Annotated in this window: 15 protein-coding genes and 1 pseudogene; 10 read left to right on the top strand and 6 right to left on the bottom strand. The window is 69.2% G+C overall.

What is annotated here, in order from left to right:
* Positions 1-16: 16 nt before the first annotated feature.
* Entirely contained in the window at positions 17-1,603 is a 1,587-nt protein-coding gene (locus tag ACFV9O_RS17760; protein ID WP_385418567.1) for an APC family permease, read from the bottom strand.
* Between the two features lie 190 nt (positions 1,604-1,793).
* Between ACFV9O_RS17760 and ACFV9O_RS17755 the strand changes: the two genes are divergently transcribed.
* Entirely contained in the window at positions 1,794-3,434 is a 1,641-nt protein-coding gene (locus tag ACFV9O_RS17755; protein WP_385418564.1) for a PucR family transcriptional regulator, read from the top strand.
* Positions 3,435-3,599: 165 nt separating this feature from the next.
* Here the strand turns inward: ACFV9O_RS17755 and ACFV9O_RS17750 are convergent, their stop codons facing one another.
* Positions 3,600-4,433 (bottom strand): glutaminyl-peptide cyclotransferase, encoded by an 834-nt coding sequence (locus tag ACFV9O_RS17750; RefSeq protein ID WP_385418561.1) that lies wholly within the window; start codon positions 4,431-4,433, stop codon positions 3,600-3,602.
* Between the two features lie 167 nt (positions 4,434-4,600).
* The gene (locus ACFV9O_RS17745) at positions 4,601-5,551 is read right to left on the bottom strand and encodes a hypothetical protein (protein ID WP_385418557.1); all 951 of its coding nucleotides are present in this window, start codon (positions 5,549-5,551) and stop codon (positions 4,601-4,603) included.
* A gap of 459 nt (positions 5,552-6,010) precedes the next feature.
* Between ACFV9O_RS17745 and ACFV9O_RS17740 the strand changes: the two genes are divergently transcribed.
* Positions 6,011-6,613, top strand: a complete 603-nt coding sequence (locus ACFV9O_RS17740; RefSeq protein WP_385418554.1) for a low molecular weight phosphatase family protein — start codon at positions 6,011-6,013, stop codon at positions 6,611-6,613.
* 81 nt (positions 6,614-6,694) lie between these two features.
* On the opposite strand, the gene ACFV9O_RS17735 is transcribed toward ACFV9O_RS17740, so the two are convergent.
* Both ACFV9O_RS17735 and ACFV9O_RS17730 read right to left on the bottom strand, forming a co-directional pair.
* On the bottom strand, positions 6,695-8,467 hold the full coding sequence (locus ACFV9O_RS17735) for a DUF4012 domain-containing protein (protein WP_385418551.1): 1,773 nt from the start codon (positions 8,465-8,467) through the stop codon (positions 6,695-6,697).
* A gap of 124 nt (positions 8,468-8,591) precedes the next feature.
* Positions 8,592-9,188, bottom strand: a pseudogene (locus tag ACFV9O_RS17730) (sugar transferase); the annotation flags it as partial.
* Between the two features lie 244 nt (positions 9,189-9,432).
* Between ACFV9O_RS17730 and ACFV9O_RS17725 the strand changes: the two are divergent.
* The 8 genes from ACFV9O_RS17725 to ACFV9O_RS17690 all read left to right on the top strand — a co-directional run bounded on the left by ACFV9O_RS17725 (position 9,433) and on the right by ACFV9O_RS17690 (position 18,800).
* On the top strand, positions 9,433-10,431 hold the full coding sequence (locus ACFV9O_RS17725; RefSeq protein ID WP_385418548.1) for a UDP-glucuronic acid decarboxylase family protein: 999 nt from the start codon (positions 9,433-9,435) through the stop codon (positions 10,429-10,431).
* A 65-nt stretch (positions 10,432-10,496) separates the two neighbouring features.
* Positions 10,497-11,393 carry a WecB/TagA/CpsF family glycosyltransferase gene (locus tag ACFV9O_RS17720; RefSeq protein WP_385418545.1) on the top strand — a complete coding sequence of 299 codons (897 nt, stop codon included), beginning with the start codon at positions 10,497-10,499 and terminating at the stop codon, positions 11,391-11,393.
* A gap of 494 nt (positions 11,394-11,887) precedes the next feature.
* Positions 11,888-12,499 (top strand): FkbM family methyltransferase, encoded by a 612-nt coding sequence (locus tag ACFV9O_RS17715; RefSeq protein WP_385418542.1) that lies wholly within the window; start codon positions 11,888-11,890, stop codon positions 12,497-12,499.
* Positions 12,499-13,722 carry a glycosyltransferase family 4 protein gene (locus ACFV9O_RS17710; RefSeq protein ID WP_385418539.1) on the top strand — a complete coding sequence of 408 codons (1,224 nt, stop codon included), beginning with the start codon at positions 12,499-12,501 and terminating at the stop codon, positions 13,720-13,722. The genes ACFV9O_RS17715 and ACFV9O_RS17710 overlap by 1 nt, the downstream gene beginning before the upstream one ends.
* A 185-nt stretch (positions 13,723-13,907) precedes the next feature.
* Positions 13,908-14,903, top strand: a complete 996-nt coding sequence (locus ACFV9O_RS17705; protein ID WP_385418536.1) for a glycosyltransferase family 4 protein — start codon at positions 13,908-13,910, stop codon at positions 14,901-14,903.
* A gap of 198 nt (positions 14,904-15,101) precedes the next feature.
* Entirely contained in the window at positions 15,102-15,944 is an 843-nt protein-coding gene (locus tag ACFV9O_RS17700) for an FkbM family methyltransferase (RefSeq protein ID WP_385418534.1), read from the top strand.
* Positions 15,945-16,128: 184 nt separating this feature from the next.
* Complete coding sequence (locus ACFV9O_RS17695) at positions 16,129-17,076, top strand: hypothetical protein (protein ID WP_385418532.1); 948 nt, start codon at positions 16,129-16,131, stop codon at positions 17,074-17,076.
* On the top strand, positions 17,073-18,800 hold the full coding sequence (locus ACFV9O_RS17690; protein WP_385418529.1) for an oligosaccharide flippase family protein: 1,728 nt from the start codon (positions 17,073-17,075) through the stop codon (positions 18,798-18,800). Before ACFV9O_RS17695 ends, ACFV9O_RS17690 begins: the two co-directional genes overlap by 4 nt.
* Here the strand turns inward: ACFV9O_RS17690 and ACFV9O_RS17685 are convergent.
* Complete coding sequence (locus ACFV9O_RS17685) at positions 18,718-19,464, bottom strand: FkbM family methyltransferase (protein WP_385418528.1); 747 nt, start codon at positions 19,462-19,464, stop codon at positions 18,718-18,720. The two genes, ACFV9O_RS17690 and ACFV9O_RS17685, sit on opposite strands and share 83 nt — an antisense overlap.
* Between the last annotated feature and the right edge of the window lie 7 nt (positions 19,465-19,471).

The raw sequence follows: 19,471 nt of genomic DNA, 5'->3' as shown, positions 1-19,471 counted from the left end.
GCGGGCTCTCCTCGGATCAGACGGTCGCGGGGGCGGACTCGGTGCTGCCTGTGCCTGTGCCTGTGCCTGTGCCGTTGCCGTTGCCGTTGCCGTTGCCGTTGCCGTTGCCGTTGCCGTTGCCGTTGCCGGTGTCTCGCTCGGCCGCGTCCTCGAGGACGATCCGGCCGATGATCTCGTACCGCTGCGGCTGCCTGGCTCTGAGGTAGCAGCCGAGGCCGATGCCGCCGAAGAACACCGCGCCCACGATCCAGGGGATCGCCTTGAAGAAGACCGAGTCGGCGGCGAGACCGGCGGCGGTCTCCATGTTCATCACCAGCAGGACCACCACGGCGGTCATGCCGATGCCGCCGAGCAGTGGGGCCGTGAAGGTCCTGAACCAGTGCCGGTCCTCGGGGTGGTTGGTGCGGAAGTAGCCGATGACCGCGAACGAGCAGAGTGTCTGGACGATCAGGATCGCCATCGTTCCGAGGATCGCGAGCAGCGTGTAGAGGTGCACGTACGGGTCCTGACCGGTCAGCCAGAACGCGGCGACGAGGGCGACGGCGATACAGGTCTGCACGACGGACGCGATGTACGGGGAGGCGTGCCGGGCGTGGGTACGGCCGAGCGCGGGGTGCAGGAAGCCCTCACGGCCGATCGCGTACAGATAGCGCGCGGCGCACTGGTGGAAGGCCATGCCGCAGGCGAACGAGCCGGTGAGCAGCAGCCACTGGAAGGCGTCGACGGCCCAGCCCCCGATGAACTCATGGGTGGGCGCGAAGAACAGGTCGAGCGGGCTGGTGGACGAGGACAGCTTCACCGAGCCGGCCAGTCCGTTGCCCGCGATCGTCATCCAGGAGACATAGATGTAGAAGATCCCGACGCCGATGACGGAGATGAGCGTGGCGCGTGGGATGACCCGCTTGGGGTCGCGGGACTCCTCGCCGTACATGGCGGTCGACTCGAAGCCGACCCAGGACCAGAAGGCGAAGAAGAGGCCGAGCCCCGCCGAGGTTCCGGTGAAGGCGTTCCTCGGGTCGACCGGTTCGACGGGGATGCCGTCGGGGCCGCCGCCCGCGATCAGTACCGCGGTGGCGACGGCGAACAGGACGGCGACCTCGGCGACCAGCATGACCCCGAGGGCCTTCGCGGTCAGGTTGATGTCGAAGTGGGCGAGGACGGCGGTGACGGCGAGCATCACGGCCGCATAGACGATCCAGGGGAGGTCCACGCCGAGCTGGTCCTCGACGGTGGTCCGGGCGAAGTACGCGAAGACCCCGACGATCGAGGCCTCGAAGACGATGTACGCGAGGACCGCGAGCATGCCCGACGCCATGCCGGCGATCCGGCCGAGGCCGTGCGAGATGAAACCGTAGAACGCCCCGGCCGCCGTGATCCGCTTCGCCATGGCGACGTAGCCGACCGCGAAGACGGTCAGGACGACGGTGGCGAAGAGATAGCCGGCGGGGGCGCCCGTGCCGTTGCCGAAACCGACGGCGATGGGGAGGTTGCCGGTCATCGCGGTGATGGGGGCGGCGGTGGCGACCGCCATGAACACGACGCCGACGAGGCCGACGGAGTTCGCCTTGAGCCGCTGGACTTCGGGAGTGCTCCTGCTGGACATGCGCCGTCCTTTTCGCTGGGCCCGATGTGGAGGCGCCAGGATTGTGGAAGGTGACACGCGCCACAATCGGCACGAGGTCCGGTAATTGCCGCCCTGGGACGACGAGTTGTCGGGTCGGAACGGGCCCCGGTGTGGTCCGTGACACGTGGGTGATGTTCTTGGAACGTGACGCCGGGTAGCGTCCGGCGACATGAACGGCGGCGTGGACAATCAGGGCGGCATCACCGTGCAGCGGGCACTGGAGCTGCCCGCACTCCGCGGCGGGCTCCCGGAGGTCGTGGCGGGCGCCGACCGGCTGAACCGCACCGTGCGCTGGGTGCACGCCGGCGAGGTGCCGAACATCGCGTCGCTGCTCAAGGGCGGGGAGCTGCTGCTCACCACCGGTCTCGGCCTCGGCACCCGGCCCGCCGAGCAGCGCGCCTTCGTACGCCGGCTCGCGGAGCGCGGCATCGCGGCGCTGGTCGTGGAGCTCGGCCCGCGGTTCACCCGGTTGCCCGCGACCATCGTCGAGGCGGCCAGGTCCGCCGGGCTGCCGCTGATCCAGCTGCACCGTGAGGTGCCGTTCGTGTCGGTGACGGAGGAGGTCCACACCGAGATCGTCAACCACCACTACGCGCTGCTGCAGCGGGCCGAGGAGGTGGCGCGCAGGTGCACGGAGGCGCTGCTCGGCGGTGGCGGGATCCCCCAAGTGCTGCGGATCCTCGCGGACTTCACGGCCAATCCGGTGTTCCTGGAGACCGCGGACGGGCAGCTGCTGTACGCCGCGGGCAGCGAGTCCGGGCCCGCCGCCGCCGACCCGCTCCAGGTGTGGGAGGGGCTGCGCGGCCAGCGGGCGGCGCGGGAGTCCGGTCCGCCGGCGGGGGCGGTGCTGGTGGACGTGCCGGGCGGGGGGCACGGCGCCGGTGCGGTACGCGCCCGCCTCGTCCTCCTCGCCGTGTCGTCGCCCCTGCTCCCGGTGCACCGGTTGGCGGCCGAACGGGCCGCGGGCGTCATCGCGGTGGTCCTCATGCAGGCCCGCCAGGAGGAGGAGCTGGCGGCGCGCGGTCGCGGCGACTTCCTGACCGATCTCGCCGAGGGCCGCATCACGGCGGAGGACGCGCCCGAGCAGGCACGGGTGCTGGGCTTCCGGCCGGGCGAGGGACCGCTGCTGCCGGTGGTGATGCGGCTGGCCCCCGAGCTGTCCCCTTCGGGCAACTGGTCGCTGCTGGCCCGCGCGGTGCTCGAAGAGCTGTCGTCGGTCGGCGTGCCGGTCCTGCTGGGCGTACGCCCCGTCGAGGGCCGCGTGCCGCTGCTGCTCGGCCTGCGCTCGGAGTCGGAGCGTACGGCGGTGGCGGACCGGGTTGCCGCCGCCCTGCGCACCGGCCTCGAGCGCGCGGGCCTGAAGCGGGCCGGCGCCCACCCGCCGGTGGTCGTGGTAGGCGTCGCGGGCGGCTGGGCGGCGGCGTCGGCGGGCCTGCGGCACGCCGCCGAGACGGCGACGGCGGCACAGGGCCTCGCGGAGCGGCCCTGGTACGACGCGCGCCGTCTCGACATCGACCTGCTGCTGTGGCGGCTGCGCGACCATCCGGACCTGGCGGCCTTCGTGGACCGGGCGATCGGCCCGCTGCTCGACCACGACCGCACCTCCCGCCCGCCCCTGCTGCCCACCCTGGAGACGTACCTGGCGCACGCGGGCCGCAAGGCGGAGACGGCGCGCGAGCTCCACCTCAACCGCCAGACGCTCTACAACCGGCTGGGCCGCATCTCGGAGTTGCTGGGCACGGACCTGGACGACCCTCAGTCGGTGCTCGCGCTGTCTCTGGCCCTACGAGCACGCCGCCACGCCCATTGACGGGGGTTCGCCGCCCTATCGGGCCCCGCTCCGGGTCAGCCGAGGAACAACCATCCTGTTCTGCTGGAACAGCCGCAGCGCTCCTGCGTGCGCGACCTCGTCGCGTCATGCCGACTAGCTCGGACTTCGGTTGAGGCCGCCCGTCCGACCGACCGCCCGGCGCGATCATCCCCCGAGGCCCGGAGGTTGCGACGCCGGAACGAACGCCACCCGGAACATCTTGGGCCACCACTTGCCGGTCAGCAGGAACTGACGGGTTCCTGGAATGGCCGCGATCCCGTTCAGGACGTCCGCGTGCCGCCTCTCGGCTGCGCTGATCAGGGCCGGAACGGCAATGTCTCCTGTCACGCGGCCGGAGTCGGCGTCGATCCGCACGATGCGGTCGGCAAGCCAGACATTGGCGTAGACGGTGTCACCGACGCATTCCAGCTCGTTCAGCCGCCCCACACGCTGCCCGCGCAAGGTAACGGCGACCTCGCCCCTCTTCCTGAGAGTCTTCGGGTCCCGGAACACGAGCAGGGAGGAGCCGTCGCTCGTCACCAACCTGCCACGGTGCCGCTGGTGGCACACCCCCCACCCTTCACCTTCGTAGGGAACCCGGCGCAACTCGGCCAGTGTGCTTGCGTTCCGTTCGATCGCGATGCCGTCGCGCCAGGTGAGCTGCCAAAGAGTCGCGCCCATGACCGTGATTCCCTCACCGAACAACGGCGCGGGCAGCTCGGAGAGCCGTGTCGGCCGGGCGCCGGGCCGACCAGACCTGATCGTCGACCGGCCGGCCATCCCCGTGCTCTCGTAGAGCATGCCGTGTGCCATCTCCAGGCCCTGCGTGTAGGCCTTCGGATCGTGTGACAGGGTCTCGATGACCTCGACCCGCAGCTGCTGGACCCGTTCCGTTGCCGTCCCGGACTTGCTCTGCCCGTGGTTCACAACATCGTGGCCTCCCTGGCACGAACGGACGAGCGTTCCGCCGGCCAGAGCAACCGTCGCCACCAGGACCACTGACGCAAGCCGCATGGCCCCACACTCGCACGGCGGCCGGGCCCGGAGGACTGACAGCGGGAACGGCTCACCGGCAGTCGCCCCCATGGCGCAACCGCCGACCGGCGATCTCCCGGACAGCTACTGCGCTGTCCGGGAGATCGCCGGTGCCACGTCCCGGTCGTCGGTCAGCCGCGGTGGCCGGCAGAACGCCGCCGCTTGATGATGACGAGCGTTCCACCACCCAGCAGCACCAGGCCGCCTGCGGCGGTCAGCAGCGCTACGGACGCGTACGACGAACCGGTGTCAGCCAGCGAGGAGTTCGAAGAGCCGTTGTCATCACCGGAGGATCCGCCACCACCGGATTTGTCGTGATCCTTCTTGTCGTCATCACGGGAGTGGTCGTCGTCGTCATCGTGATCGGACTCGTCGTCGTCATCGTGATCGGACCCGTCGTGATCGTCGTGACCGCTGCCGGGGCGGCCGTGGTCGTCGTCATCGTGTCCTGGGCGGCCGTGGTCGTCCCCGTCACCGTCCCCGGGTCGTCCGTGGTCGTCACCGTCCCCGTCCCCGTCGCCGTCGCCGTCGCCGTCGCCGTCGCCGTCGCCGTCCTCATCCTCGAGCACGGCCACCCGTGCGGAGAGGGTCGGCCCCGCGTTCTGTCCGACGAGCTGGAAGTCGTGGAGGCCGGGGGGCTGGTCCTCGGGAATGGTGACCTCCGCTTCCACAACGCCGTTCTCGTCTGCGGTCCAGGTTCCGAGCTCCACGATCGGCCGCGGGGTCGACGTAGAGGTGGGAGTGGGTTTCGGCTTGGACGTGGACTCGGGCGTGGGGCGGGCCGCTGCCAAGGACTGCGGGACCGCCAACGACCTTCCGAACGCGGCGGCACCCGCTGCTGCGGCGGCAGTGTCAGGGCCCACGAAAACAAGGCGGCCGAGGACCACCTCGCCGTCCTCGAAACCGGTCCCCCGGAAGGTCACCTCCTCACCGGGGTCCAAGGTGACGTCGTCGACGACGACGTCCGCGCCCGGGGGGTAGGGCTGGGCGAACGCCGGCTCGGCGGCGATCAACGGAGCAGTGGCAATGAAGCCTGCTGCGGTGGCGGCCATGGCGGCTCGCCATACGGTGCGTCTGGGCATGGTTTGTGGCTCCTTAGGTGACGCTCTGACAAGCGGTGGTCGTTGTTGCCGTCCATGGCGCGGGACGAAGGGTTTGGCAGGAATCTTCTTCAAAGGGCGACATGGGAGTTCGCCGTCCGAACCACCTCTACCGACACTCGCGTACGTCACTCCGTTCGACTCGATCGGCACTGCCGCGCGGCCTCCGGCACCGCCGGAAGTCCCAGCCGGGGACCTCCGCGCTGCGGATCGCCTGACCGCAGTGGCATCGGAACGATCAAGTACTGGGATCCGTAGACGTGGTCGGCCCTGCCCAAACCGCCACACCACGGTGCTCGGCAGGACGGTGTACCAGGTGCACCCGTATGGCCGAGCGCGGGCGACACCGGCCGTGGCGTCCCGAGGAAGCGCGGGTATTCCGCATGGGTTCGTCCGGCGAGGCGGGCGGCAGAGCACGGAGCCCGGGAAGATACTTCCGCCATGCCCCGTTCCCCGGTCTCGACAACCGCAGGACGCATTTGGACGCCCTTTCGCGTCCTCTTCGTCTGCACGGGAAATCTGCACCGCTCGCCCCTGGCGGAGCGCCTGCTGAAGGCCCGGCTCGCCGCGCTTCCCGGAACCTTCCGAGTGAGCAGCGCCGGCACGGCGGCCAGAGCGGGAACAGCCATGGACCCTGTGGCGGCCGCCCTCCTCGTCGGGCTGGGCGGAGATCCCAGTGGCGCGCGCGCCCGCCGACTCACGGCGGCACTGGTGGACGACTCCGACCTTTTGCTGGGTGCTGCCGCAGAACACCGCGAGGCGGCCGTGCGACTGTCACCTCTGTGGTCGCTGCAGCGGGCCTTCACCTTGCGTGAGTTCGCCCGGTTGCTGAGACCGGAGGACGCCGCGGGTGTGGCGGAACCCGCCGAGCGGGCCGTGGCGCTGGTCAAGGGTGCCGCGGAGAGGAGGGGAGGAGGCGCCTGGGCCGACGACGATGTGGCCGATCCGTACGGAGCGCCCGTGCAGGTGGCGCGGCAGGCGGCCGTGCGGATCGCCGAGTCGGTGGAGAGGATCGCCGCAGCGGTCCTGGCCCCGGCACCCTGACCGTGCGGTTCTCCGTGCGCCGCCGCGCGGCATGGGCGCGACCCCGGGCGGGCGTAACGCGGCGCGGCGCAGCGCGCCGAACTAGTCACCACATGGACGGGACGGCCGCACCGTGGCCTGCAGAGGTCGCACCAACCACTGGCGCAGTATAGTCGGGTGGCGGTCCGAGGGGCGCTCCAGCAGGTGCAGCACGACAGTGCGGGTGGTGCCCGCGGGCAGCTCCAGATCGAAGGTGTAGACCGGGTGGCCGCGTTCGGTCGCCTGGCTCAACAGGGCCCGTCCTCCGTCCAGAGTCGCCGTGACCAACTGCGCACCTTCGGTCGCGTAGTACGAAACCAGGAGTCGGTTGTCGCCGGGCCGGGTCCTGTAGGGCGGGGCGTCGACCCGCTGGGTGACATAAGTGGGAAGTCCCGAGCCGGGTGCCCTGTTCGTCAGGCGCACGGTCACGGTGACCTCACGGCCGGCGGCGGTGCACCGGCCGGGCACCCAGTCCAGGCGCCGGTCCAGGTAGTAGTCCAGTTTGGTGCCGGCCGCGTTGTTGACGACCAGTCCGGCGAACGGATCGGAGCCGTCGGGCAGGGTCCCACCGAACGGTCGCGATCGCAGCTCACGCTGCTCGGACGGATGAGCACTCCACACCTTGACCCGCCCCTCCTGCAGGTGCCCTCGCAGCGCGGCGAACAACGCGGGACGTCGCTGCGGATCGTCGGCGGCTCCCAGCAGCACGTCCGCAGTGGCGCGGGCCACGTCGATGAAGAACTTCTTGCGGTCGTTGATGTCCGGGTAGGTCGCATAGCTGGTGCGCTCGGTGAGGTCCAGCACGTTGGCTGCCGTGATCGCGGTGCCGTCGGGCAGGCGGGCGGGACCGGAGGCGGTGAGCAGCCCGGCAAGCGCGCTGGGATCGAGGGCGAATGCGCCGTCCAGCCTCTGCCCTGTGTGCTCCCGCCAGACGGCGGTCCAAATGCGGGCCGCATACGGGAAGTGCGGACTGAGGTTGGAGTTGACCCAGACACTCGTGGGGGCATTACGGCCGTACAACGCCGCGTACTCGGCTCCCAGGTCTACCGCCGCGCGGGCTTCTGCCAGCTCGGTGTCGTTGCCGAAGCGCTCGAAACCCAGTTGCCCCCGGTCCGCGGTGAGGATCGCGAACGCCCCGGGCAGCCCGCCGGTGCCGCGCGCCTCTGCCGTGTTCTCGAACACCATCATGTAGCGCCGTGGGCCCTGCTCTCCCAGCATCGACGGCATCAGGCGCGCCGCCGCGGCGGCGTCGACCGCGGCGGGGACGATCCGGTCGAGCTGTTCTACGAGCCGGGTCCGGGCCCGCTCAAGTGCGGGGAGCCAGGTGCTGCGGGGCAACCCGGCGACCTGGGTTCGCACTTCGGATGCGGTGCGCGAGGCCCGGTCGAGGGCGGGAGCGGCGCGACGCAGGCCGGTGAGGTTCAGGTGGCCGCCGCCCGTCCCCGTACCGGCGGTGAGTTCGACGGCCGTGTGCACCAGGGGGGAGAGCACGTCGCGGGTCAGCCGGTCGGCTGCCGCCGCGGAGCCGCGTACGGTGCGCAAGGGGCCGCCGACGATGGGCAGATGCGCGGCGGGGTACCAGACCGGGCCGGTGGTGAGGCGATGTGCTCTGGCAGCATGCAGGGCGGCGACACGCACGGCGTCCCCCGGAGTTCCCGCCCCCGACGAGGTGTTTGTCGCGGCCGGGACTGCTTGCGAGCCTGCGGCGATCCGGTGTCGCAGCGGCTCCAGGGCCCGCTGGGCGGCCAGCAACTCATTGCGGGCGAGCATGCTGGTGACCAGGATCCAGGCGACGCAGGCCACGAGCACCCCTACGACGGCACAGGCCAGCACCATGGGACGACGATGCCGCATCCATCGGACCAACGTGCCGGCGATGCGCGGTTCGGAGCGTTTCTCGACACGCGGCACCCGCTTCTCCCTTCCCATGTCCTGTGGCAGCGGTTCGGCGACGGGCGCCTCAGTAGGCGCCGTCCCCGCGCAGTACGACAGGCAGAGTCCGGACGAGGATGGTCAGATCCATCCGGATCGACCAGGCGTCGACGTACTTCAGGTCCAGGCGCAGGGCGTCCTCCCAGGCGAGGTTCGACCGGCCGCTGATCTGCCACAGGCCGGTGAGGCCCGGCCGCACGAGGAGACGGCGGCGGGCGGGCCCGGTGAAGGCGGAGTCCTCGACCGGCAGCGGTCGAGGGCCCACCAGCGACATGTGGCCCATCAACACATTGACCAGTTGCGGAAGCTCGTCCAAGGAGTAGCGGCGCAGCAGGCGTCCGGTGGCGGTGACGCGGGGGTCCTCGCGAATTTTGAACAGGTGCCCGTCGGCTTCGTTGCGCACGGCCAGTGCCGCTCGCATTCCCTCCGCTCCGGCCCGCATGGTGCGCAGCTTCAGGACGTGGAACTCCTTGCCGTGCCGGCCTGTACGCCGCTGACGGAAGAGCACGGGCCCCGGAGAGTCGGCCTTGATCGCGGCGGCGGCCACGAGCAGCACCGGGACGAGCAGCAGGAGCAGGACGGCGGCCCCCGCCACGTCCATGGTCCGTTTGACGGCACGGGCTCCGCGCGGCGACTGGCGCCGCTGAGCGGAGTGGTGACGAAACGTCAGTGCAGCGGGAACCGGGACGGACTCGCCTTCAACCGAACGAGGGAAACCTGACCAGCCTGCTGGCATATTCATGCACCTGACGTCTGAAATGGATCGAAACGGATCAATGAATACAAACACGATGTCGATGTAAGTTTCGGCAATGACACTGCGCTTGCGGCCGTCGACCCCTGCGACGGCGGCAGCCGAGAGGACCTTCATGCGTGCCGTAGTGACGGGCGGGACCGGATTCATCGGCTCCCATCTGTGCGAGCGCCTGCTTGCCGCAGACCACGTCGTGTTGTGCGTGGACAACCTCCTGACGTCCAGCATGGACAACATCGAGCATCTGCTCGGTAACCCGCGCTTCCAGTTCGACCACTGCGACATCAACCGGGGACTGAACGTGCCCGGACCGGTGGACGCCGTGTTCCACCTGGCGTCGCCGGCCTCGCCCGCGGACTACCTGAGGCTGCCCCTGGAGACGCTGCGCGTGGGATCGACCGGCACCTGGCACTCCCTGGACCTGGCTGCCGCCAAGAACGCCCGCTTCCTGCTGACCTCCACCTCCGAGACGTACGGAGATCCCCAGGTCCACCCGCAACCGGAGAGCTACTGGGGGCACGTCAACCCGGTGGGGCCGCGTTCCGTCTACGACGAGGCGAAGCGGTTCGGCGAGGCACTGACGATGGCGTACCGCAGGACCCATGGCGTGGACGCCAAGATCGTGCGCATCTTCAACACCTTCGGCCCCAGGATGCGTCCCGACGACGGGCGGGCCATCCCGACGTTCATTCGCCAAGCACTGCGAGACGAGCCGATCACGGTCACCGGAGACGGCAGCCAGACCCGGTCCCTGTGCTATGTCGACGACATCGTGGACGGTCTGCTGCGCATGCTCGCCGGCAGCCACGGCGGTCCGGTCAACCTGGGCAACCCGCACGAGGTCTCCATGCTGGAACTGGCCCAGTGGATCAGCAAGCTCACCGAATCCTCCTCCGAGATCGTGCTGGTCCCCCGACCGCAGGACGACCCGGAAAAGCGTCGTCCGAGCATCACCATGGCGCGCGAGCTACTGGACTGGAATCCCACGACTCCGGTCGAACACGGTCTGCGCGAAACCATCACGGACTTCCGCCGACGCATGGCCTTCGGCGAGTTCACCGAGCAGAAGCACCACCGGGCCGCTTCCCCGCTGAATGCCGCGGCCCGTCGATGACCGCCCCGACGAGCGCACAACGCGTGGGGGAAACAGCCACGGTCCCCGTTGTCGGGTGCCTGGGCGTGCCCATCGCCGCACACACCCGCGAGAGCGCGGCCCGCGGGGTCGTGCACCTTGCCCACCGGATCCGGGAGGCACGCCGCGCGGACCGGCTGCGGCGTAGGAACGGAGCCCGCGCCGCCGATGCCCCTCGCGGGGCTGATGTGCATCTGTGCAACGCCTACACCCTCGCCCTCGCCGACCGTGACCCGGAACTGCTCGAGACGCTTCGCTCGGCGGCGCTCAACCTCCCCGATGGACAGCCGGTGGTCTGGGCCAACCAACTCCTGCACCGCGGCGCGGCTCTGCCGCCAAGGCGCGTGTACGGACCGGACCTCCTGCTGGACGTCTTCGCCCTGAGCCAGCACACCGAGCTGAGCCACTATCTCCTCGGCTCCACACCCTCGGTGCTGGACGCGCTGCACCGGGAACTGCGACGGCGCTACCCCGGGGCACGGATTGCCGGCACCTGCTCGCCGCCCTTCCGCCCGCTGACCGCCCGGGACCTGCAACAACGGGCGGAGGAGATCCGTTCCGTCGCGGCGGACATCGTCTGGGTCGGACTCGGCACCCCCAAGCAGGACCGCTGGGCCGCCGAACTGTGCGCCGCACTCCCCGTGGTCGCCGTGGCGGTAGGCGCGGCCTTCGACTTCGTCGCCGGTACCAAGCGGCAAGCACCGACGTGGATGCAGCACAGCGGTCTGGAATGGCTGTTCCGCCTCGGCTGCGAACCCCGCCGCCTCTGGCGCCGGTACCTGTTCGGCAACGCACGGTTCGTGCAGGGGGTGGTGCGCCAGGCCACTCGCCCCGTACGAGTCGACGGCCGTGCGGTCCTTGCGGGAGCCGATCGCCTGAATCCGGCCCGACTCGTCGGTCAGGGGCCGGAAATTTCCGGCGGGATTCCTAAGGTACGGCCATGACGATCACTCCGGAGACCCCTCGACGGGGGGATCTGCAAGAGCACGAGCACGGAAATCGGGCACGACTGCCGAAAGGGCAGCCGGTCCCGGCTGTCCAGGATTCCGGATCGCAACGCGTACTTCGTCCGGCGACTCGGCCGAGGCCCACTCCGTCGTGACCTCACCTCCCGCCTGCGCCGACGTCTACGACGACACGAGCGTAGCCCGACATGGTCAAGTGCCTCCTCGTCCGCGACGGCGTGGACGAGGAGGCACTTCGGGACCCGCCCGCGCCCGCCTTCGTGAAGGTGGCGGTCAACGCTACTGGTGCGCCCAGTCGGGGCTGCTCCAGGCCGTCGAGAACGGTTCAGCCCACCGGCGTCCTTCGGCCTCGTCGCCAGGGAACGTCGCTGACTTCCGCACACCCGCAGACAGCACCGGAGCCGCATCACATGGCAGTTACACAACTCACCCGGCGGATCAAGCTGAAGACCACGGCAACCGTCGTCCCGTGGGTGACCAGGATTCGCCCGGGCCGCGATCTGGAACGGTTCGGCAGCGCCTACGGAGGATGGTGGGTTCCCACCGGTCTGATCACCGAGGAATCCGTCGTCTACGCGGCAGGCGTCGGCGAGGACATCACTTTCGATCTGGCCCTCATCCAGCGCTTCGGGTGTGAGGTCTGGGCAATGGACCCGACTCCCCGTTCGGTCGTGTTCGCCGCAGGAATCACCGAACCACGATGGCATTTCCTCCCCCTCGGGTTGTGGAAGGAGGACGAAGTACTGCACTTTCATCCGCCCGCCGATCCCGCGCACGTGTCTCACTCCGCAACCGAGGTGCGCGGTCGCGGACCGGGATTCGAGGCCCAGTGCCACACATTGAACACGTTCATGAAGAAACTGGGACACCAGCAAGTCGACCTGCTGAAGATGGACATCGAAGGAGCCGAGGAACCAGTGCTCGACCGGATGCTGGCCGAGGACACACTGCCACGAGTCCTCTGCGTCGAATTCGACACTCCGCAAGGCCCCTCGGCCCTGCGCCGACGGCTCCGCCGACTGGAGGGCGCCGGTTACGTGGTTCGCCACGTGGAGGGACGCAACTACACCCTGACTCGCATCTGATGGCTCTCGACACGGCTCCAGCGAGCGGCTCCTCACACGTCCCCTCGTCGTTGCGGGTCGCCATCGTGCACAGCTTCTACAGCTCGGCCACTCCCAGCGGCGAGAACCAGGCCGTGACGGACCAGATGGCAGCACTGGCCCGGGCCGGTCACGAGACACACCTTGTGGCCGCGCACACGGACGAACTCAGTCGATCCCCGTACTACCCGCTGCGGGCCGCTGTCACCGTGAGTACCGGGCGTGGCAGCTCCCCCGAGGCCGGCCTGCGGAGGCTGCGTCCCGACGTGGTCCACGTGCACAATCTCTTCCCCAACTTCGGAAAATCCTGGCTACGGCGCTGGCACGGCCCGATCGTCGCCTCGGTGCACAACTACCGGCCACTGTGCGCCGCCGCCACGCTGTACCGGCAGGGCACGATGTGCACCCTCTGCCCCGACGGCGACCGATGGGCCGGGCTGCGGAACGGTTGCTACCGCGGTTCGCCCGTGGCAACCGCGCCACTGGCATGGGCCGGGCGCCACGGAGCCGCCGCCAATGCGCTGCTGCGTCGTGCGGACCGCGTGGTGATGCTGTCCGAGACCAGCCGCCAGATGTACATCCGTGCCGGCATCGAGCCACGACGACTGGTTCTCGTGCCGAACTTCACCACGGACACCACAACCTCCGACTCCGACTCCGACGGTTCGTTCCCGCCCCGCACCACCATGACCGACAGGGCCTGGGTCTTCGCCGGCCGGCTGAGCCCGGAGAAGGGCCTCATGGAATTGCTGGCCCGCTGGCCGGCCGACGAACGGCTGGATGTGGTGGGCGACGGCCCCCTGCTCGACGACTGCCGCCGGGCCGCGCCACGGACGGTTCGCTTCCTCGGAGCGCTCGACCATGCCGAACTCCGGCAGCGTCTGCCCTCCTGGCGAGGTCTGGTCTTCTCCAGCCGCTGGCTGGAGGGCGCCCCGCTCATCTATCCCGAGGCACTCGCCGCCGGGCTTCCGGTACTGGCGTTCACCGGTTCCGCCGTCGCCGACTCGGTACGGGACGAGGGCACGGGCAAGGTGGTGGACTGGAGCGAGCCGCTGGACGCCGTGCTCAGCCGGGCAGCCCGTCACTTCCCCTCGCTGCGCGACCACTGCCGGAGCGTGTTCCAGCGTCGCTACACGGAGCGTGTCTGGGTGGAGCAAATCAAGAACGTGTACGCCGCAGTCGTCGCCGAACGGGGTGCACGATGACCCCCGGTCGGCTCCGGAGGATCGCGGTCGTACAGCCGTACATTCCCGGCTATCGGACAGAGCTCTTCCAGCGCCTCAGCGATCGCCTCCGGGCGGCGGGCTGCGCCTTGGACGTGCTGCACGGCCCTCCGCCGCCCAGTCACGCGGCGCGGCAGGATGCTTCCTGGTTCCCGGGAGCAGTCGAGTTGCCCGTCCGCCAGTTCAGCCTGCCCGGGGGGCGCTCGCTGGTATGGCAGCGGGTGCAACGCCGGGTGGCTTCTGCCGACATCGTCGTGGTGGAGCAGGCTCTGCACAATCTGGACACCTACCCACTGCTCTTGAAGCAACGACTGGCACGGGTGACCGGCGCGTCTCCGCGAGTGGCGCTGTGGGGACACGGCCGCACCTACACCAAGCCGGTGAGCCGTCTGGAGACAGCCGCCAAGGATGTCGTCTCACGTTACGCTTCGTGGTTCTTCGCGTACACGGAAGGCGGAGCCGCGCACCTCGCCGACCGCGGATATCCCCGCGAGAGAATCACCGTGCTGCACAACAGCGTGGACACCATGGCGCTGGCCGGCGTCCGGGAGCGCGCGGCAACACCCGGTACCCCGGAGTGCGCCGAAGCGGCAGCACTGCGCAAGCGCTACCACCTGAGGCCGGGACGTACGGCGCTGTTCCTGGGCGGTCTCGACGCCTCCAAACGGATTCCGCTCCTTCTGGACTGCGTGCGGCGCGTGACGAGGACCTTCCCGGATTTCCGTCTGCTGGTCGCCGGGGACGGCGTGGACCGGCCCTTGGTGAGCGCTGCGGCCGCCTCCCCCGACAGCCCGGTGGTGCCGTTGGGACACACGACGGGACGGCAGGTCGGTCTACTCGGCGCTGTCTCGGACATCATGCTGATGCCCGGAAGAGTCGGCCTCTGCGCCGTGGACTCGTTCGCACTGCGGACACCGATCGTGACAACGGCCTGGCCATGGCACGCGCCGGAGTTCGAGTACCTGGAGGACGGACGCAATGCGCTGGTCACCCGGGACGATCCGGAGACCTACGCGATGACGGTGCAGGAAGTACTGAACGACCGCACCCGTCTGGAATCCCTTCGCGCGGCCTGCGGCCGGGATGCCACCGCCTATACGGTCGACGGCATGGCGGAGCGTTTCTGCGCTGGTTTGCTGAACATGCTCGGAAGAAGTGCGTGAGCCGAACTGGGGAACGTAACAGAAGACCACGGTCCGGTGCCTGCGCTACGCCCGCCGGCCTCTGTCTCCACGGCCCGGGGCCACGGAGACAGAGGGCGCACCGGCTCATTGGTTCTGCGGAGTGAAACGGCGAGATGGACCGTCGACACCTGTGTCATCACCACGGACCTCCCCATCCGCTGCCGTACGTTGACGTCCGTGACTGTGCACGACAACTTGCGGGTTGCCCGCGATACTCTCTTCCGCTTCCCTGGGGTGCAGCGGGCCGTCCGACTCGCGGCGATGAACGGCTGTGTCCCCAACGAGGTCTGGAAGCGACTGCACCCCACGGGTGTATGGACGCTGCGCGCTCCCGACGGCAGCTCTTTCCGCTACGCCAGCGATATCGACGACATCCTGGCCCGCAGCCTCATCTGGACGAACATGCGTCACTGGGAGGAGACCACTCATCCGGTCATCTTCGACCTAGCCCGCCGAGCCAGGGGGTTCGTCGACGTCGGCGCATTCTCCGGCATCTACACCCTGCTGGCCTGCCAAGCCAATGAGCGGCTCCGCGCGGTGGCCGTCGAGCCCAACCCCAACTCGATGCGCAAGCTGCGCCGCAACATCGAAGTAAACCATCTCCAGGATCGGGTCGTCCTCGTCGAGAAAGCGCTGTCCAACGCCCACGGCAGGGCACGCCTGGGGATCCCGGCCGACACCACCGCCGCCTCCCTGCTGGCCGAAGAGCCCGCTGACCGAACAGTGGAAGTAGAGGTGATCACGGGGGACGACGCAGTAGGGGACCTTGCGGTCGATCTGGTGAAGATCGACGTGGAAGGGCTGGAGCCCGAGGTGCTGCACGGCATGAGTCGTACCATCTCCGCCCACCGTCCAACGATCATCGCCGAGTGCCTCGACAGGCCCGCCCTGGACAGGCTGCGCGAATCCGTCCATGAACTCGGGTACCGGCGGATCCGCCACCTCGGCAGGAGTGGGCCTGCGCCGGTTCCGGCCGGCTTTGTTCCTCCGCCCCGCTACGCAAACTTCCTCGTGGACTGAGTCGGATGCCGCTCCGGCGTGTCCAGGACCCCGTCAACAGCGAGGAGCAGTAGTGAGTCCACTGGTGGTTCTGCACCTCAACAATGAACTCGAGTTGACGTCGCGCAGCCGTTTCACGGGTGCCTTCCGAAGGCTTGAGGCCGATGGACACCTCACGCACGTGCCGGAAGCACCACGGGCTGACATGGCCCGTGGCGGTCGCGAGGCGGCACTCGCCACGCTGGAGCGCACGGTCGTCGAGTCCCGCCCCGATGTGGTCTTCGTGCAGTCCCCGCACGGTTTCCCCTTCTCGTACGAGGACGTCGTTCGTGTGCTGCGGACGGCGGGGTCGCCCGTCGTCGTCTACCAGGAGGGCGACGCCTGGGGCGGCAACAAACGGCTTCCCCCGTCCAGCCACTCATGGCTCCGTGCAGCGGATGTCGTGTTCAGTGTCGCAGGAGGCGCACAGCTGATCATGCTGCAGGCCATCGCCCGGGTGCCGGTGCGCTACGTGCCGCACACGCTGCCCCTGGACTGCTTTCCTGAGCAGGACCGCCCCGCTCCGCCCGGCGACCATGCCGCCTTCGACGTGGTGACAATCGGTAACAGCGTCACACGGGCGCGCGTGGTACCGCGACTGCCGGGAGCTTGGGAGCGGGTCCGCGTTGTCCGAGGACTGCGGCGACTGGGCTGCCGCTTCGGGGTGTTCGGAGCCGGCTGGCACGGCCCGCACGCTCTCGGCCCGATCCCGTTCGAGCAGCAGATCGCGGTGCTGCACACCGCACGGATCAGCGTCGGGTGGGACCACTACGGACACTACCCCGGCTACTTCTCCGACCGGCTGCCGATCTGCGGGGCCGCCGGGCGCGTACACGTCGGACAGGCACGGCCAGGGATGGGGTGGCTGCCCGGTCCACGGGACGGACTCCACCTCGTACGCACACCACGGGAAGTGAAGGTCCGTGTACGAGAGTTGCTGGCCCAGGAACAGCGTGAGCTGGACTTGTCCGGGGAGCGACTGCGTCGCTGGGTCGGCGCACGGCTGACCGATCTCCAGTCCCTCCAGTTCATGTTGGGCGACTTCCTGCCGCTTCCTCCTCCTCCCAGCGACCCGTGGCAGCGGATCTCGGCCTGGGAGGATTGCGCGGGGTGAGGACCGACAGCGAACCGGCCGGACAGGGGGCCGGCCTGCCGCTGGACAAGCGACCGAACGGCCAACTGGTCCTTTCTGGAGCGCTGTGGAACTACTCTGCGGCCATCGCGGCATCGTTCATCCAGCTCGGTTATACCGCGTACACCGGACGCACTGTCAGCGCTGCCGCGTTCGGTGCATTCGCCTCTGCCCTGTCCATCGCCCAACTCATGGGCTACTTCGCCAATGCCGGGCTCGCCAACACCGTGCTCTGCTCGAGCAAGCTGTCACGCGACCTGCTGATGGCCACGCTCCGGCTGGGCATGCTCAGCGGAATCCTGAGCTTTGCCGTGGTGGAAGCGACGGCCCCGCTCTGGGCCGAGCTGTGGAATGCTCCTCAGGCTGGTGCACTGTTGCGGTTGCTGGGCTGCCAGTTCCTGGTTCTTCCCGCGGCGGCGGTAAGCACGGCCGGCTTGCGGCGGCTCCTTGAACAGCGGGCTGCGGTACTGGTCGAGATCGCGGCACAGTTCGCCGGGCTGCTCACCGGCGCGCTGTTGCTGGCCAACGGCTGGAACCCGATGGGGCTGGCCGCCGCGCCGGTGGCCACTCAGCTGTGTGTCGCGGTTCTCGCCGGCGCCTTGGTCGCCCGGCGCCTGCCGCCGGGGGGCGGCCGACCCACGGGACGGCCGGTCTGCCTGCGCGAACTGGCAGGGACTTCGGGGTTCGTTGCAGCCCACCAGCTCGCCCAGTACGTGACCAATACCGTCCCGTTGTGGGCTGTCGGGGCGCTGATCGGCCCGGCGGCAGCCGGGTACTACTCACGCGCGACGCTGTTCACAGGGTTGCTTCTCACTATGCTCGCCGCCGGGTTGACCCGCGTCACCACCCCCGCTCTCACCAGAGTACGGACGAACACCCTACGAGGTGACGGCACGTCCGGCTCCCATGCGAACGAAGGCCACGCAACCCACGTTCCGGCACCCCAACGCAACGAGCCTCCTGCCTTCCGCCGGGCGGTGACCGACGTGCTGCTCGTCGCCTCCGCACTGTCCTTCATGCCGTTCGCATTCCTCGCCGGGATCGGGCCCGATGCGCTGATGCTCCTCCTGGGACCAGAATGGACGACCGCCGCCCGGTTGGTTCCCCTGCTGTGCGTCTTCTCCGCGGCTGCCCTGGTGTACGCGGTCGCGCTCTCGGTGGACACGGTGTGCGGTTCCCATCGGCGATTGGCCGTCGCCCAGGCAACTGTGGCTGCCGTGACGGGCGCCGGAGCGCTGGTGGCCGGTGCCGGCGACAGCCTCATGCTGATGTCCGTTTCGGCCCTCGCAGGACAGCTGGGCGGTCATGCGGTCCAAATGTGGAAGTGGGGCGAGAACGTCGTCGAGCGGCGTCGACTACGGGTCGGCTACGGGGTGCACGCCGCCCTGGGGCTCGTGCTGTACGCGGCAGGAGTTGCCGTCTCCCAGGTCGCCAGCGGTCGGTCGTCCCCGGCCACCTGGCTCATGCTGCTGTCCGTCGCGCTCGTCGCGGCACTCTGTTGCCTGCTGCGGAGACATCTCCCGCTGTATCAGATCATGGCCGCTCGCGGCCTGTTTCCGACGTGCCGACGTTCCTGGGGATCGATCATCAGCGGACTCGGGCGCGGTCACCGCAACCCGAGTGTCAAATTCCGCCCATTTCCCGATCGCCTCCGCGGAGAAAAACCACATCGCACTGGAGCATCTGGCCGGTCCGGCGATCGGTGAAACCCGGCACGACGGCCATCAGGGTCAGGCCGTACCGGTTCTGCACCAGGTTCAGCGCCTGTTCGAACAACAGGCCTCCCTCGTACAACGGGACACACGAGACTTCCAACTGCAGCCCGCAGCAACGTCCCACGAAGTCGCCGGCGCCGCGCAGTACGGCCTCCTCATATCCCTGCACGTCCAGCTTGAGGAAGACGTTGTCCTCCGGCCCTGCCACCTGAGGCCACAAGACATCGAGGCGATACTGCTCAGCCTCCTGGCGGCCCACGTAGCGGGAGTCCGGGCACCCCTCTGTATGCCGGGGCAGCATGGGCAGCACGGAGCTGCTCAATCCATTGTTGCCGGCCACGTTGACGGTGACGGTTGTTCTCTCGTCGCCGAGCGCGTGCGGCAGAGCGGTCCACAGCGGGTCCGCATGTGCTCGACGGCGAAGGGCGTCGAAGGGGCCGCGCAAGGGCTCGAAGGAGACGATCCGGCCCTGGTAGCCGAATCGTCGCAGCATCTCCCCGTACTGTCCGCGGTTCGCTCCCACGTCAAGTACCACATCGGCACCGGAATGGCGCATCAACTGCACCGTGCGGTAGTCGAAGGAGCATTCTGGAAACCTGTTCACATCGACGCCGAAGCGTTGCACGGCTCTGCGGGCCTGGTGAAGAAGAGTCACCCGCCCA

The organism is Streptomyces sp. NPDC059909 (assembly GCF_042730885.1).
Classification (GTDB): Bacteria; Actinomycetota; Actinomycetes; order Streptomycetales; family Streptomycetaceae; genus Streptomyces.
The sequence above is the reverse complement of the archived record's forward strand: the minus strand, read 5'-3'. Positions and strand labels throughout refer to the sequence as shown.

Excerpts from the sequence above, each read along its gene's own strand:
- ACFV9O_RS17760 (WP_385418567.1), bottom strand. The coding sequence starts at position 1,603 with ATGTCCAGCAGGAGCACTCCCGAAGTCCAGCGGCTCAAGGCGAACTCC.
- ACFV9O_RS17755 (WP_385418564.1), top strand. The coding sequence starts at position 1,794 with ATGAACGGCGGCGTGGACAATCAGGGCGGCATCACCGTGCAGCGGGCA.
- ACFV9O_RS17745 (WP_385418557.1), bottom strand. The coding sequence starts at position 5,551 with ATGCCCAGACGCACCGTATGGCGAGCCGCCATGGCCGCCACCGCAGCA.
- ACFV9O_RS17740 (WP_385418554.1), top strand. The coding sequence starts at position 6,011 with ATGCCCCGTTCCCCGGTCTCGACAACCGCAGGACGCATTTGGACGCCC.
- ACFV9O_RS17735 (WP_385418551.1), bottom strand. The coding sequence starts at position 8,467 with ATGGTGCTGGCCTGTGCCGTCGTAGGGGTGCTCGTGGCCTGCGTCGCC.
- ACFV9O_RS17725 (WP_385418548.1), top strand. The coding sequence starts at position 9,433 with ATGCGTGCCGTAGTGACGGGCGGGACCGGATTCATCGGCTCCCATCTG.
- ACFV9O_RS17710 (WP_385418539.1), top strand. The coding sequence starts at position 12,499 with ATGGCTCTCGACACGGCTCCAGCGAGCGGCTCCTCACACGTCCCCTCG.
- ACFV9O_RS17695 (WP_385418532.1), top strand. The coding sequence starts at position 16,129 with ATGGCCCGTGGCGGTCGCGAGGCGGCACTCGCCACGCTGGAGCGCACG.